The organism is Clostridium omnivorum, from assembly GCF_026012015.1.
In the GTDB taxonomy this organism is placed as follows: Bacteria; Bacillota; Clostridia; order Clostridiales; family Clostridiaceae; genus Clostridium_AX; species Clostridium_AX omnivorum.
The window spans coordinates 3,514,531-3,529,324 of the sequence record NZ_BRXR01000001.1 but is presented as its reverse complement, the minus strand read 5'-3'; the positions used below and the strand labels follow the sequence as shown (position 1 = coordinate 3,529,324).

Below are 14,794 nucleotides of genomic sequence, written 5' to 3'. Positions count from 1 at the left end.
TTATATATCACGGCCACATGCCAAGGGGACGTGACCTTTGGCACAAGGGGTGAACCGGGGCTGTGATCTTTGGCACATACAAATCTACTAATATGTAAGCTTTTGTACAAAGGTGTTACGGTATCACGACCTCAGTCACAGCACTATCATATTTCTAGGTTAATTCAATTATATGCTAAAAGAACATCCATAGCAGGATGTTCTCTAACATGCTTTTATTATATTATTTTTTTATCTTCTTCATCGCTTTGTGTATAAATTCAAAAATACCACTTGGCTTTCTTTCCTCTGGTTCAGCAAGGGCCAGCTCTGCCATTTTCATAATACCCTCTAATGAACCTGCTACTGCAAGAAATCTTCCAGTATGGCAGAATACTGCATCCTTAACTCCAGTTACTGATGACAGCTCTTCATCCCTTTTTCCTGCCCAGGAAGCCGGAAACTTCTTCTTATCTTCTCTATTATCATTTCTAATTGTTTGAATAGCATAACTGTCCTTTCTCGGATATATTACATATAAAACCTCATTATTCTCATCAATATCCCTTAGGATTTCACCATAAGGGCAATATTTATTTAAAATTAAAAGTTCCTTTGTCTTTCTCTTTTCATAAGCTTTTACTACGCACTCTCTTGCTTTAAGCACAGAAAGTCTGTTGTCTACTGCATTATTCAAAATGGAGGAAGCAACCTGTACTGCCTCATTAAAGGCCACATCTTCGTCCTTATCTGATTTCCAGTTTGGATTAAAGCCCGATATTATTGAGCTTATATTCATAAGTGGTATTTCAGTAGTATCAATCCAAACCCCATTGTCCAAGGCATCAATGCCTTCAATGAGCTTCCTATCGATGTGCTTAATTACAGTCTCAACTTCTTCTTCACCAAGGCTTGAATTCTTATTGCTTATTACCTGTCTTCCAAACTTATTCCACACAAGTCCGCTGGATGCATAAGGAATTCCATCTTCTCTATAAACCTTATCCAGCCCATGATGATCAAGTCCTCCGCCTCCAACATCGTATACTATATCTAACTTCTCTAATATTTTATTGTCCCTTGTTCTAACTAGCTCTACATCATAAACTTCCTTCAAAATAGCGGTAGCCATTACCTCATCAGCATGAAATCTTCCATCATGAGTACCAATTCTTTTAAATTCCTTTTTAGTATCTATATTATCCCCTTCATTTCATCATTAGTTTTAAATAGTATATGCAGCTTTACTGTAATCTAAATCTATAATGTACTTTTGGCAGCTGGAACTTGTTTCTTACAAAACTAAATCCTCCAAGTGCGCTGTATCATTAATACACTTTATAGTTACTTTATCATTAAAAATATTATAATCTAGAATGCTTATGCTGCAATTATCAATGCCTATTCCAAATCTCTTATATTGTTCTAAGCCTAAAAATTCACATAAGAGTATTGCGATTGTACCTCCAGAAGTTACTATTGCAACATTATCATATTGCTGCTTTTTTATATCGTCTATAATTTTCATCACCCTCTTGCAAACATCTTCACCGCACTCTCCATCTGGATAAGGTAAATCTGCTAAATGCTTATGCCACTCGTTTGCGTACTCTTCATTGCTAGTATCCCTATTGTCTTATTCACATTAACACCTACTAATTAATTTAAATTGGTACTAGTTATTGCTCACCTTAATGCTAATTATAGCATTAGTTCAAATATAATTCATATAACTATATAAACCACTAAAAAAGTGTACTATTTAAAGTACACCTTTCAATATATCGACTCTCACAATAAATTATCTACTTCCCTATTTCTTCTCCAAAAATAGCTATATTCTGCTCGTACAAGTTAAACTTGTTATCCTTCCACTTTAAAATATTCAAAACAGTACCTATACCATCCGCATTATATCTGCCGGCTATTTTCTGATTTGCAAGCAGCTCATATACTCCATCTCGATCATAATCTATAGGATATAAGCCACTTATTGGATCTACAAATCCGCTTATTGGCTGCTTTAAAATTCCCTGCTCATTATATATTTCATTTAAGTAATCCTGGCCCTTATAAGTTAAATCTATAATATACTTTTCATTATTGTTCCTGCTGATTACCTCGGCCTTGTAGTTATCCTTATAAGTAACATCATATTTATATTCTTCATTGTAAACATTAAAGTCAAAGAGTAGTTTTGGTGAATTATTTACAAAAGAGTAGATGTAGTGCCACATCATGCCTCCGCTGCCACCAGAGAAAATACTAATTAATATATCATCAACTCCATCACCTGTAAAATCACCTAAAAAGAGCGTAGGATCATAGCCTGCATTTTCCTTTAAGGGTATTCTGCTAAGCCTCCCAGTAACTCCATCCTGTATTACAAGGGTTATATTTTGAATAAAGGGACTGTCTGGCTTTATAATTCCAGTTAAATATACATTATCGGGTATACCATCACCATTAACATCTCCACGTGCATAAGCTTCAATTTGCGGACTAGTACTATTTTGCCTAAAATAACGATTATACATGATTTCTCCTTTTAATTATTTGTTTTCATAATATCTTATGAATAAAAAAACAACTCTGTGCCGTGGTATGCAAATTTATGATATAATAACCTCAATCTCGCATAGTTTTTGAATAGTTACCAATAGCTCCTATGAACTATAATTGGTTTATAAATTCGTGGAGGTTGATAAGTATGATAAAAGATATAAACACTTTTGAAATACACTTACAATATGGTTATTACAGCTTTTTGGAGTCTACTGAAAAGAATTGTGATAATCTTCTGTGGCTAGTTGAAACAATGGAAAAGGAACTTCTTGACTTCGTAGATGCGAATCCTGAAGATTTCCAAACTGCCTATGGCTTGTTTCTCGACTTTGTAAACCAATTCGAAGAACAAGGATACTTCAGAGAATATGATCTGGAGTACGACTTTGATACTATAATTGCTTGGGCTGGTAGTAAAGATATGCTAGACTCTTTTGAGCTCATAACGCTCCTTAAGAATACTCATGTCTTCACCCAAGACATAAGAGCTCTTGGAGTAGAATTCTACAACCATGAGCAAATGGAAGACAAAGCTGTAGTTACAGAAGCTTCAGCAAAAATTCTAAGAGCCTTTGAAGGCTATTTGAAAAAACAGTTGGAGCTACATGCCGCTATTGTTAAAAGCTTCCGCAGTTATAGTGAAACACTATATCTTCATGAAGAGATTTTAGCTGCCTATGACAACTATCTTCATGTAAGAATGAAGTTTTTAGTTGATGAGGGGCTTAAATCTCATGCACTAAAGTGCAATGACGACATCATATTTGAAGCAACTCCAGATAAGGGCCTTCTGCATGAGATGCAAACTCTGAAAAAGCAGAAGAAAAACTGGAAAGGTTCTTCTCTTTATTTTGTTGCTGCTATAATGGGCAAAATAGGAGATGATTATTACGAGAGCTCCTCCAGAAGATCTGCGGAAACCGCCTTTGAAGCAGCTCTCAAACTTAAGGATATCGCCATAGATTTTATATGGGAAAATACTATGGGCGAAGTATTAGACTATGATGCTGCTGCTACCATTTTTGCTGTATTTCTCTTCGTATGTGAGGAATACTGCATAAAAAAGGACTATGATGAGTCCTATGTGGAGCCTCTAACTGCTCAGGACATACTGGGTTATGTAGAGGATGGAAATTTCCAAGAGTATCTAAAGCTTGTGGAGGAAAAAGATTTTGACAGTGCACTTTTCCACTGTCCAGATTACAAAATTGCCTACTATTACAAGCTTTTCAATCTGCTCTGCAAATTGCCCTCTGCAGATGACTTGTACAGGTTGACCTATAATCAGACAGATACCATATATGGCTATCTAGAACACCTGGATTATGAGCTTTATAGCAATCTAGGTAATTCTTCAGTAGGTTATTATCTGCCTAGTCTTGTGCTCAATTCAACCTTTGAGCTTGACTTTGATGTTTTCCTTAAGACTTTAGATACCACTAGAGAAAAAAATCTAGTGGAGAAGAACCTCAGGGAGGACCTTCAAAGGGTCATAAACAAGAATAACAAAATGGTGGATGACTTTTCTCACATTTGGACCAACATCATAAAGCCAAATGCAATTTATAAGGTTGCAGAAGCTCTAGCCCAGCATGAAGAGTTCAGGGACTACTATGTTACTCTTATGCAGGTCTACAATGATGAAATCATGATGCAGAATGAATGTGAGATATTAAAGCTTTCCCATTCTGCAAATCCAATACAGCTTCAGGCATACTTAAGAAAAGGCATATCAAAATCCAGCACTGCAGTAGGACTGCCTTATTTTATAGATTATGCCTTTAAAAGGGTGCTGCTTAGAGTTTTCTTTGACAACTCCAGTAGATGCCAGTGGATTAGGAATAGCTTCAGCTCATCAGGCCTTGATACTCATGAGCTTATGGCTTCCTTTGAAAAACAAGTACTTCAAGGCAATACTGAAGTTTTTCATTGGTTTACCTCAAAGGCCTTTGAGGTATCCTTTAGCATAGATGAAAGCCTGAGCCCAATAACCATTGACCCAACTAGCGGCTGTGCTTCCTTTCTTATAGGAAGATTTATGGAGCTGTTCTTCAATGCACTTACCTATGGTAAGAAAGGCTCTGCTTCATATATTAATCTAGTGTTAACTACCAACACTGTTGATGCACTGGATTACATATCCATTGAAGTTCTAAATCCGGTAGAAGATAGAAATATCTTTACTGGCGGCAATAAAAAAGGTCTTGAAGCCATGGATGAATTCATGAGAATGCTTAATGGAAACAAAAAGCTTAAAAGTGTTCAAGCGAGTATTTTTGAAGACATTTATTCCATTAAGGTTCTCCTGGACAAAGGACTAATTTCAGATGAGGAGGAGGATATATAATGAAATACCTTTGCGTAGATGATGATGTAAGGGACAAGGCGCTCTACTGCGAAATGTACAATCTTGAGCCTAGTAGAGTGCTCTATGCAGATACCCTTAATGACGCTCTAGATATTATAGATAATCATTTTGGAGAATTTGATGCTGCCATCCTGGATATCAATATCGAAATTGAGAATAATCAATATCTGAATAAGCTTGATGGCATTGTAACGCATGACAGGCTTAAAAATGGAAGCAGCACAGACGGTGGCTTTTATATATATCTTAAATTATTAGACAAGGGCTTCCCAAATAATAGAATAGCCTTTTTGAGTGCGTATATAAACGAAGATGACATAGGAGGGTATACTGAAAGAATTAATGCCTTGCTCCAGCTTATGAGCAGCAGCGGTATGCTCAATGAGTACAAAGCTTCACATTGTTTTGAGAAAATTGAGCAGCAGGTATACCTAAATCTTGGTTACCTTAGAACTGTTGAGGTGTTGAGGCATCCAATAACCAGAGTTATAAAGCAGCTTAAGGCAGGCTTATATACCGAAGCCTACGAGGCCCTTCAAAGCTTGAACAACAGCTCCTCCAATTCTTATGAGGAAATATCGGCATCGGCTGAAGGATGTAACGAAAAAACTAATAACATAGAAAAGAATTTTAAAGCCTTTCACGAGGCTGGCATAAATATTCCTCCTGAAAGAAAATTCAGCAAAAACCCAAATCAATATAAAGCTACTAGTGATAGAACAGAGGATAAGAAACTTCTTAAGTGGCTAAAGACTTTAGATAAAAACAGCTACTACGCCCTACGCTCTGGAATAATTGAAGGTTGTATAGAGCATTTAAACAAGTTATCAAACGCAAAAGCTTTTTTAGAGCAAAAGCAAGAATCCTTAAATGCTGAATTATTTGCAAGATATGAAAGCTATAATGGTGATTATAATTCGAAAAAAATTAAAATGAAAGGTCAAATCTTCGAGTACCAAAATGAGATAAGCAGCACCATTGAAAGGTTTATACCCTTCCACAAAATAGTTGATGCAAAACATAACACAAAGGTTGAAAAAAAGTATAGGGTTGAACCTGGAAGAGTTATATTTCAAGAAGTTAATTTAAATGAAAAGAAGGAAATATATGATATAAACTATTTTGAGGACATGCTTCACTGGATAAAGGAAGCCTTGCCTTTAAGAGAACCAGAGGAAAACGTAAGTAAGCAGCTCTACAGGCAGCTGATTAGGCAGCTGAGCCATCCATATGAAGCAGCTTATGTTCCTCATCCAAAAGTAGATGACTATAAAGGTAGAAATGAGCTTATACAGTGCAGCATTACTGCAGTTCTAAAGTGTGTTAGAAATTGGACAGCTCATTCAAGAATATATGAATTTAATGAAAAGGATATTGCTTTTCTTTTTGTGCTTTTTATGAGAAGCTACTTTGGTAAAGTCCTTGATGATGTTGCTACTTGGGAAAAGGACCTATTAAAACTATGTACATCAGAAGATAATACCCTTGCGTACCTTGAAACATCAATTTCTAAACTAGAACCTGAAAATATAGATGAGCTAATTACAAAATCTCTTAATAGTATAATTAATGAAAATAACAAGAAGCTTTCTAGTCTCAATATTTATGATGTTTTGACTGATATAGGCAGAAAAGCTAACTGCAGCAGTGACTATCTGTACAAGATGTTCTGGCATACCATGTATTTTCCATCCTATGATTTAAAGGATAACATACTTCCAGTAGTAAATTACAATCATAAGGAAAATACTATCTTTGATAATGATGGTAACAAAGACATATTAACGTTTTTATATCTTGCAAGCTATAATAGAGCTTTTAATCAAAAATAGTTTGCTAATAGTCTTAGAAAATCCTAAAAATAAGCCAGAGAGAAGCCTTTTAATTTTAATTTCAAGCTCTCTCAGGCTTTTTATAAATTTAATAATTATTTTGAAGCGCCTCTCTCACCCTGTTTATTATTTCAGTTCTAATGTTTTCTGGAGAGATTACCAGGGCTGAGCTCCCAAGGGACAGGATATCCTTTACAAGCTCCCTTTCATCAAACTCATAATAAGACAGCTTCATATAATGCTTATCCTTCTCACTGTCATAATAAGCTTCCTTATCGTAATAAGAAAATAGCGAAAAACATCTCTCTATGGCATTATGTTTGTTCTCTATTTCAAGCACAATTGGATTATCAGCTTTTTTCTTTAAGATCTTCTCCATTGCTGCATTTCTATACTGTGAATTCGCTTCTTCAAGAATTTCTACAACCTTAAGCCCATCCATATTCATTTTTATAGGTCGGCTCATATCTTCAGGCATAATGGACAATCTAAATCTATTATTTTTTGAGGAATACTCTATTCTAAAGGGATAACCTTTCAGATTTTCATACAATCTGTCATTATTTCCACAGTAGGTATAACTAATAAATCTATGTTCCTTTAAAGCCCTGTATGCATTTTTAAAGCACTCAATGTAAAGCTTCTGTTCTTGTTCTATTTTAGCTGCTGTTTTATCTGCATTCCTATATTCTATAAAGTCCATATTTATTGGATTATCAATATTCTCCAACTTTTTTTTCAGCTTTTCTATGGTGGATTCTTTTAAAAAAAGTTCAAGTATCTCCTCTTCCGTTAGAGCTTTAAGCCACTTCTTTTCCACAGCTGAAGGTCTAATAGAAACTGTGCTGTTAATATGCGGTGTATAAATACCTTCCTCTTTTTTTATGAGAAACAGATTGCTATCTCCATCTCGTGATTTATTAAGCAGAGAAGCTTCAAACTCAAAATCAGGCTCATTATAGCTCTGCTGCTGCAGAATATCTTTTATATCCTTTTCTGTAAAGACCTCTTTATTCATACGGTTTATTATATTTTGCACAACCCCAAAATACCTATTTTTAGTTTCATTAAACAGCTCCATACTTTATAAGCAGCTCCTTCCAGTTATCCCTCAGCTTTTCATCCAGCTTGTGCTCATCACTTGCTTTAACCCTCACATGCTCCCCAAAGGAACGAAACCAAGGCAGCAGTTCTTCTGGATCTGTAACCTCAATAGTATATAAATATTTATTTTGTGAGATTTTCTGAAGTTCTCCCCATCTTCCTTCTCTCTTAATCCTGTCTAAAATATAACTCTTTTTCACTTCATCAAATGAAAATTCTGCTTCTACCTTTGTGGTGATGCTGCCTTCCTCGTTTCTGCCTAAGGAAGCGCACCAGCACTTGTTGTAGCATTCCTCTGATACCTTATTAGCCTTCTGCTGAAGTATTTCATCATCACAGCGCTTTAAATTCTTTATACGATCTATTCTGTAAAAAGATAATCTATCCTTCTTGCAGTCAATACATAAAAGATATTGTCTTCCATATTGAAAATCTATAATAATTTTTAGTGGTTTTACTATTTTATTACTATCTTCTTTACTATTATTCTTTCTTATATAGTTGAAGCTTGCCAAACTGCCACTTTTCATAACCTCAAAAATATCCCACAATATCTCATCATCTATAATCCTCTGAAGATGATTATGCTTGTACATAAATATATCCTCTGTGGAGATGGAAAGGTTTCGTTCCTGCTTAGCATAATTCCTCAAGGTATCCATTGCATAATACCCCGGCAAAGTAACTGCTGCAGTATTTGAGAAAAATTCCATGGTATATAAAATATCTATAAGCTCTTCGTCATCAAAGTCCTTATAAAAGTCCTCTGCTATTTTGTACAATTTCTTGGTTTTATCCTTTTCTGTGTCAAGCACTTCCTCCAAAAGGAGCTTTTCCAGCTTACGTCTAACTGTATTCCTGTCAAAGCCATCCTTAAGTCCAGGCAGATCCCTAGTTAAAGTATCCAGTTCCTCAACAACTTCATCCAGAGACATGGGTGCAGCTTTTTTTGCCAGCAGCTGAAGAATATAAAAATGCAGCATAATGTCATTCCTGCTAAAGCTCCTTGACAAAAAAGAATCTGATAGAAAGTTTCTTGTACACCTGTACATATCATAGGATAAACTTATATATTTTTGATGCCCTCTTTTTTTCTCCACTATATGAATCTCATTAATGTAGCATAAAATACGCCTTCGTTCATTATCATATTTCCTGCCGCTGGTTCTATTTGAAGAAAAGTTATCCCTTGTGTAGCAGCCATAAATATAAAAATCTCTGAGAATTTCTCTTATGGTATCATAGTGTTTTATAAAATTATTGTATTTACTCTCACCCATATATTAACCTCGCATAGTTTTTGAAAGGACTGTGTATTAAGACCTTGATATAATAAAAAATGTAATCAGCAGCCACTTAAAAGAGGCAGCAGGGATTACATAGCAACATTATAACAATAAAAAAAACTGAAAGGAAGTGTTCTGTATGAAATTCACAGACAGACTATCAAATGGTTTAAAAGGTGCAGCTCTTGGAGGAAGCGCTGGTGCTTCAATAGTAGGAAGCGTATTCTGCGCCATCTCCGCAGCCAGTGGTTCAGTTTTTGGTCCCGCTGGAACAGTGTTCGGCGCTGTAGTTGGTGAAGGCACAGGAGCAACTGTTGGTGGCGCTTTCGGAGGCGTAGTTGGCTTCGTCGGCGGATTCCTAGAGGAGGATTAAGCCTTGAAACCCCAAAATTAAAGCAAAGGGAGGTGATAACATGATGCTAGGGAAATGTGCTTTCTGCAAGTACAGACTTCTCTGTCTGATGCTGAATCCCATCATATGTCTAAATAACATAAAGCTGAAGTAAACAAGAAAGTTTGCTTCAGCTTTGTTTTATCAAAAATAATCAATATCTACACGGCTCAAAAATAACTGTGTGACACTAGGGCAATGTACATTAAATCAATTTCTCTGGAATAAATTTTGAAGAAATTCTCTTTATTAAAATATAATCTAGTATCAAAATGACACCACCAGCTATAAGCATAACAAGGTTACTGAGCATAAGAACACCTGTCATTTGCCCTACTAATATAAGAATTAGTGGAAGTACAAGTAGACCGCTCACTTGCTGTGCTTCTTGGAAGGTTTCTGACTTTGCAGATACCATCACAGTAAATGTTAGTGATAATAAATTGATTGCAGGCGAAATCCAAAGTATTATTATGAGCCATTTTATATCCGGAAAAATAAGTGTTCCAAAATATATAAAGCCACCTATATTAATTATAATGCCAAAAACTATAAATGAAATCAAAGTCACAATATAGGAAGGCACAAAAACCCCTAAAATCTTTGCTCTAAGCAGCTGCTCCATGGATATTGGTGTATAAAGCAGGGACTCCATAGTTTTATGCTCCTTCTCCCCAACAAAACTGCTAGCTCCTATAACTGCCGAACACATTATTGGAATTATAAGAAAGTATGGAGGAAACATAAAGTCTAGCGATACTTTAACTAAAAGTTGAGCTGGAGAATATGCCGCATAATAAGATGGCAATTTTTTTATAAGTGGACCCATTTTTGTTAGCATACTTGAATCTTTTCCAATAAAGCTGGCGCCTATCAATATAGCCAGTGGTATTGCTACAATGAGAACAATGGGCACGATAGTCATAGGCATAATAACCTGTTTTGCACTTGTTATTTCATTTATATCTTTATTTATCAATGCTTTTTCATTTATATTCATATTCTAATCACCCCAATCTTATAATGTAACTTTATCTGATACACCCTTTATATATTTAAAGTACAGCTGTTCCAAAGACCACTTTTGCTGAACGGCTTCGTAGATTTCACCACCATTTGTCAATATGCCTTGTATTAGAGCATTAACCTCTTTGTCTCCTAAGATGGCTTTACTATACATATCATTACCTTCATATATAAATCCTAATTTATCCGAAATATTTTTTCCTCTAATCTTTAATTGAAGTGTGGCATTTTTTCTTGAAGCAAGCTCATCAAATGTACCAAAGCCAAGTATATTGCCGCTATTTATAAATCCATATAGTGTACAAATATCTTCTGCGTACTTTAATTGATGAGTACATAGAAACACTGTGACCTGATTTTCCTCTGCAAGTTCTTTTATTAGCCTTGTAACATTAAGTGCATTTTCTGGATCTAAACCAGAAGTAGGTTCATCAAGGAATAAAATCTTAGGATTGTGAACTAAAGCAAGTCCTAAGGAAACTCTTTTTCTCATACCTGTACTGAAGGATTTTACCTTTTTACTCTTTACATCAGCAAGCTCCAGCCTCTTCAATATAAAATTTGTGCGTTCATTAAGCAACTTTTCATCTATTCCATGCATCTTCCCAAAGAATATTAGATTTTGCTCAGCAGTAAGATTTTCATAACAGAAGGAACTTTCGGTCATAACCCCGCATAATCTATGAATTTCAAGATTTTTCTCTCCCACAGGTATTCCTAAAATTTCAGCATGACCTGATGATGCTGAAAGAATGCCATTAAGAATTCTAACAGTAGTTGTTTTCCCTGAACCATTAGGGCCAAGAAAGCCAAATATCTCACCTTTTGGTATACATAGATTTATATTATTTAAAGCATTTATCTGCCCATCATAAGATTTATTAAGATTTTCTACATTTATTGCATTCATTTTTTTCACCTCTAATTAAATTTTATATACTTCCTTGCTTCCTGTAAATGGATTTATAGTTGACCTTAGTGAAAAAAGTTAACTATCAGGAAACATTTACTTTATACATGGCATTAGTGAGCAAAACGAAATTCAAAAAAATAAACTTTCAGCTATTAAATAAAATTTAATAACTGAAAGTCATTTCTTATGCTAGAACAGCTCTAAATATTCACTATAACCCTCTTTTTCTAAGTCTTCTAAAGGTATGAATCTTAAAGCTGCTCCATTTATGCAATATCTAAGACCACCTTTTTCTTCAGGTCCATCTGTAAATACATGCCCTAAATGAGAATCTCCTATTTTACTTCTAACTTCAGTTCTACTCATATTATGGCTTAAATCTAATTTTTCTTTTATATTTTTCTCTATAGGTTTAGAAAAACTTGGCCAGCCACACTCCGAATGAAATTTATCCTTTGAACTAAATAAAGGCTCTCCACTTACAATATCTACATATATACCCTGCTTATCAAAATTATAAAGTTCACTTGTAAAAGGTCTTTCTGTAGCATTCTCCTGAGTTACTTCATACTGTAGAGGACTAAGCTTTTCAAGTAATTCTTCTTTTGAAGGTCTTTTGTAATTATTTTTATTTGTCATTATAAAATCCCTGTTCTTTCATAGTTGGATATACTTTTGGGTAATACACATATTTATATATTCCAGAAATATTACTGCTCCAGTTAACTTCCTTTTCCCTGCCGATTTCTTTTAAATAAACTTCCATGGTTTCATCATATTTATCTATGGTTTCCTTCATATTTTCAGTATTGTATTTTTCTTCATGTTTAAAAGTACTAAATGGCAATCTTGGTTTTTTTCTTGAATTATCTTTAGGATACCCCATGGCAAGTCCTGCTATAGGATATGTATATTTAGGGAGTTTAAGTAAATCTATTATTCCCTTTGGATCTTTTCTAATACCTCCAATTGGTACAATTCCAAGTCCCATAGACTCTGCAGCTATAATAGCAGCTCCCATTGCAAGTCCAGAATCAAAAGTACTTGCCAAAGTACCTTCTATGCTCTCATGAATAATTTGCTTATTATTATTTTTTTCTGCTCCAATGTTAGTTTTATAAAAATCAGCAACAAAAACTAAAAAAACAGGTGCTTCATCAATCCATTTTTGATCTCCAGCCATATGTGCAATTTCTGCCTTTGCTTCCTTATTCTTGATTACAATTACAGAAGTCTGCTGCCCATTTATAGAGTTTGGCATAGACTGAGAGGATTTTAATATTTCATCAATAACCTCATCCTCTACATCCCTATCTAAAAAACTTCTTATTGATCTATGATTTTGTATTACTTTAATAGTTTCATTCATTTTTTAACATCTCCTATGGATAATAATTATTTCTTAATTATTATTATACAACAAAAGAAATAATTGTCAAATAATTCGATTAAATCAATCTTTAGTCTAAAGGTATGTGGCAGTATCCTCCTGGATTTTTCTTAAGATATCGTTGATGATATTCCTCAGCCTCATAAAAGCACTTAAGTGGTTCAACCTCTGTTACTATTTTCATATTGTGCTTTACCTGTTCTCTTTCCATACTATCTTTTATAGTGCCCAAATCTTTTTGATCAATGTAATAAATTCCTGTTCTATACTGGCTGCCTATATCATTTCCCTGTCTGTTAAAGCTGGTTGGGTCTATAACTGCCCAAAACTTATCCAAAAGTGCTTCCAAACTAATTACATTTTCATCATATTTTATATAGCAGGCTTCTGCATGACCGGTATTGCTATAGCACACTTCCTCATAGCTTGGTCTTTCTTTATGTCCATTAGCATAACCAACCTTTGTTTCCTTTACACCAAGTATTCTAGATATGTATTCTTCTATTCCCCAAAAGCATCCACCTGCAAGTACTATTTCCTTCATATATTTCTTCTCCTTTTCTAAAAATTTTATCTAAACCTATATATTATTTTGTGTATCTCATGTTTCTTGTATCCGTATTTTTTCCTGCACCATCCCTATACGAGGAAAAATTAGTAATGAAAACCACCTTTCCAAGAGTATATAAATTCATTATTTTTAAATTTTACTAACATTGCAGATAGATGTAAGCTGCATGCTGTAGTAAAAGTATAAGCCGGTTGAGATAATCTTAGATACATCTCAATCGGCTTATTCATTTTAATTAGAAGTTTTTTAGTTAATATGCTTCAACAAAAAGTTCAAAGTAGCTCTTTGGATGAATACATGCAGGACAAGCTTCAGGAGCGCTTTCTCCCTCATAGATATATCCACAGTTGCTGCACTTCCATAGAACTACAGAATCTTTCTTAAATACACTATCATTTTCAAGATTTTCTAAAAGTTTTCTGTATCTCGCTTCATGACGCTTTTCAACCTCAGCTATTCTTCTGAAAGCAACTGCTACAGATGGAAAACCTTCTTCATCAGCAATATCTGCAAACTGAGGATAAAGTTCTGTCCATTCTTCATTTTCGCCATTAGCAGCTGATAGTAGATTTGCTTTTGTATCGCCAAGTCCAACAGGATAAGTAGCATTTATTTCTACTGCTTCACCATTTAAACTCTCATTTAAAAACTTAAAAAATCTCTTTGCATGTTCTTTCTCGTTTTCAGCAGTTTCGATGAACAGATTGGATATTTGTACATAGCCTTCTTTTTTTGCTACAGATGCATAATAAGTATAGCGATTTCTTGCTTGAGACTCTCCAGCAAAAGCTTTCATAAGATTTTCAGCAGTTCTTGTTCCTTTTAAAGAATTCATAAAGATACCTCCTTGTAATAAATAATAATTACTATTAAATACTTATATTCTACACGCCCGACAATAATCCTCTTTTTCTTACCCTTGTAAATGACCTTTCAGTACGATTTTCTTGAGTTACTTTATATTATAATGCTCCGAGTTTTTCAAGCAATTTTCCTTTGAGGATTTTTTTAATTTTTATTTTTCATCGTTCCACTGCCTTCTAAAGCTTGTTAGGACTATACCTGCCCAAAACTTATCCAAAAGTGTTTCAAATTTACTATTCTCCTTTACCATATCTTAGTCCTTCACCCATAAATTCGCTTCTGTCACGCCATTTTATCCCTTTTGCAGAAATCCACATTGTTCTATCATTATTAGGATTATCAATATTAAAATCTTCTTCATCCGCCCAATAATATATTCCATCCATATATTCAAGTGTTGCTCCGAAAATACTATACCAATAATTCGAAGGTGTAGAAACAATATTCATTCTTTGGATTTCTCTAAAATAAATTTCAATTGCAGAAGGGTTCTCAAAATGTTCAT

14 protein-coding genes and 1 pseudogene are annotated in these 14,794 nt (G+C 34.5%); 3 read left to right on the top strand and 12 right to left on the bottom strand.

The window, feature by feature from the left end:
• Positions 1–223: 223 nt before the first annotated feature.
• The 3 genes and pseudogenes from bsdE14_RS16605 to bsdE14_RS16595 form a co-directional block, all read right to left on the bottom strand.
• The gene (locus tag bsdE14_RS16605) at positions 224–1,150 is read right to left on the bottom strand and encodes an MYG1 family protein (RefSeq protein WP_264852284.1); all 927 of its coding nucleotides are present in this window, start codon (positions 1,148–1,150) and stop codon (positions 224–226) included.
• 123 nt (positions 1,151–1,273) lie between these two features.
• A pseudogene (locus tag bsdE14_RS16600) lies at positions 1,274–1,585 on the bottom strand (histidine phosphatase family protein); the annotation flags it as partial.
• Between the two features lie 199 nt (positions 1,586–1,784).
• Positions 1,785–2,516 (bottom strand): YybI family spore inner coat protein, encoded by a 732-nt coding sequence (locus bsdE14_RS16595; RefSeq protein WP_264851120.1) that lies wholly within the window; start codon positions 2,514–2,516, stop codon positions 1,785–1,787.
• A gap of 173 nt (positions 2,517–2,689) precedes the next feature.
• On the opposite strand from bsdE14_RS16595, the gene bsdE14_RS16590 reads away from it, so the two are divergent.
• Positions 2,690–4,891: a hypothetical protein gene (locus bsdE14_RS16590; protein WP_264851119.1), complete on the top strand. Its 2,202-nt coding sequence runs from the start codon at positions 2,690–2,692 to the stop codon at positions 4,889–4,891.
• Complete coding sequence (locus bsdE14_RS16585) at positions 4,891–6,744, top strand: DNA-binding transcriptional response regulator (protein ID WP_264851118.1); 1,854 nt, start codon at positions 4,891–4,893, stop codon at positions 6,742–6,744. Before bsdE14_RS16590 ends, bsdE14_RS16585 begins: the two co-directional genes overlap by 1 nt.
• 88 nt (positions 6,745–6,832) lie before the next feature.
• Here bsdE14_RS16585 and bsdE14_RS16580 read toward each other — a convergent pair whose 3' ends face one another.
• Together bsdE14_RS16580 and bsdE14_RS16575 are read right to left on the bottom strand one after the other, a co-directional pair.
• A complete protein-coding gene (locus bsdE14_RS16580; protein WP_264851117.1) occupies positions 6,833–7,762 on the bottom strand; it encodes a WYL domain-containing protein in 930 nt (309 codons plus the stop codon).
• Between the two features lie 49 nt (positions 7,763–7,811).
• Positions 7,812–9,128, bottom strand: coding sequence for a helix-turn-helix transcriptional regulator (locus tag bsdE14_RS16575; RefSeq protein ID WP_264851116.1), 1,317 nt, complete (start codon positions 9,126–9,128; stop codon positions 7,812–7,814).
• Between the two features lie 145 nt (positions 9,129–9,273).
• Between bsdE14_RS16575 and bsdE14_RS16570 the strand changes: the two genes are divergently transcribed.
• On the top strand, positions 9,274–9,507 hold the full coding sequence (locus tag bsdE14_RS16570; RefSeq protein WP_264851115.1) for a hypothetical protein: 234 nt from the start codon (positions 9,274–9,276) through the stop codon (positions 9,505–9,507).
• Positions 9,508–9,730: 223 nt separating this feature from the next.
• Here bsdE14_RS16570 and bsdE14_RS16565 read toward each other — a convergent pair whose 3' ends face one another.
• The 7 genes from bsdE14_RS16565 to bsdE14_RS16535 all read right to left on the bottom strand — a co-directional run bounded on the left by bsdE14_RS16565 (position 9,731) and on the right by bsdE14_RS16535 (position 14,738).
• A complete protein-coding gene (locus tag bsdE14_RS16565; RefSeq protein ID WP_264851114.1) occupies positions 9,731–10,525 on the bottom strand; it encodes an ABC transporter permease subunit in 795 nt (264 codons plus the stop codon).
• A gap of 18 nt (positions 10,526–10,543) precedes the next feature.
• Positions 10,544–11,461 (bottom strand): ABC transporter ATP-binding protein, encoded by a 918-nt coding sequence (locus tag bsdE14_RS16560; protein WP_264851113.1) that lies wholly within the window; start codon positions 11,459–11,461, stop codon positions 10,544–10,546.
• Between the two features lie 192 nt (positions 11,462–11,653).
• The gene (msrB, locus tag bsdE14_RS16555) at positions 11,654–12,103 is read right to left on the bottom strand and encodes a peptide-methionine (R)-S-oxide reductase MsrB (RefSeq protein WP_264851112.1); all 450 of its coding nucleotides are present in this window, start codon (positions 12,101–12,103) and stop codon (positions 11,654–11,656) included.
• Positions 12,093–12,833 carry an NADPH-dependent oxidoreductase gene (locus tag bsdE14_RS16550; protein WP_264851111.1) on the bottom strand — a complete coding sequence of 247 codons (741 nt, stop codon included), beginning with the start codon at positions 12,831–12,833 and terminating at the stop codon, positions 12,093–12,095. Before bsdE14_RS16550 ends, msrB begins: the two co-directional genes overlap by 11 nt.
• A gap of 91 nt (positions 12,834–12,924) precedes the next feature.
• Positions 12,925–13,398: a peptide-methionine (S)-S-oxide reductase MsrA gene (gene msrA, locus bsdE14_RS16545; RefSeq protein WP_264851110.1), complete on the bottom strand. Its 474-nt coding sequence runs from the start codon at positions 13,396–13,398 to the stop codon at positions 12,925–12,927.
• Positions 13,399–13,675: 277 nt separating this feature from the next.
• On the bottom strand, positions 13,676–14,260 hold the full coding sequence (gene rbr, locus bsdE14_RS16540) for a rubrerythrin (RefSeq protein ID WP_264851109.1): 585 nt from the start codon (positions 14,258–14,260) through the stop codon (positions 13,676–13,678).
• A gap of 262 nt (positions 14,261–14,522) precedes the next feature.
• The gene (locus tag bsdE14_RS16535; protein WP_264851108.1) at positions 14,523–14,738 is read right to left on the bottom strand and encodes a hypothetical protein; all 216 of its coding nucleotides are present in this window, start codon (positions 14,736–14,738) and stop codon (positions 14,523–14,525) included.
• Positions 14,739–14,794 lie beyond the last annotated feature (56 nt).

Bases quoted from the DNA above. Each gene is read 5' to 3' on its own strand.
- rbr (WP_264851109.1), bottom strand. From the start codon at position 14,260: ATGAATTCTTTAAAAGGAACAAGAACTGCTGAAAATCTTATGAAAGCT.
- msrB (WP_264851112.1), bottom strand. From the start codon at position 12,103: ATGACAAATAAAAATAATTACAAAAGACCTTCAAAAGAAGAATTACTT.
- bsdE14_RS16585 (WP_264851118.1), top strand. From the start codon at position 4,891: ATGAAATACCTTTGCGTAGATGATGATGTAAGGGACAAGGCGCTCTAC.
- bsdE14_RS16560 (WP_264851113.1), bottom strand. From the start codon at position 11,461: ATGAATGCAATAAATGTAGAAAATCTTAATAAATCTTATGATGGGCAG.
- bsdE14_RS16575 (WP_264851116.1), bottom strand. From the start codon at position 9,128: ATGGGTGAGAGTAAATACAATAATTTTATAAAACACTATGATACCATA.
- bsdE14_RS16550 (WP_264851111.1), bottom strand. From the start codon at position 12,833: ATGAATGAAACTATTAAAGTAATACAAAATCATAGATCAATAAGAAGT.
- msrA (WP_264851110.1), bottom strand. From the start codon at position 13,398: ATGAAGGAAATAGTACTTGCAGGTGGATGCTTTTGGGGAATAGAAGAA.
- bsdE14_RS16580 (WP_264851117.1), bottom strand. From the start codon at position 7,762: ATGAATAAAGAGGTCTTTACAGAAAAGGATATAAAAGATATTCTGCAG.
- bsdE14_RS16570 (WP_264851115.1), top strand. From the start codon at position 9,274: ATGAAATTCACAGACAGACTATCAAATGGTTTAAAAGGTGCAGCTCTT.
- bsdE14_RS16590 (WP_264851119.1), top strand. From the start codon at position 2,690: ATGATAAAAGATATAAACACTTTTGAAATACACTTACAATATGGTTAT.
- bsdE14_RS16595 (WP_264851120.1), bottom strand. From the start codon at position 2,516: ATGTATAATCGTTATTTTAGGCAAAATAGTACTAGTCCGCAAATTGAA.
- bsdE14_RS16535 (WP_264851108.1), bottom strand. From the start codon at position 14,738: ATGAATATTGTTTCTACACCTTCGAATTATTGGTATAGTATTTTCGGA.
- bsdE14_RS16565 (WP_264851114.1), bottom strand. From the start codon at position 10,525: ATGAATATAAATGAAAAAGCATTGATAAATAAAGATATAAATGAAATA.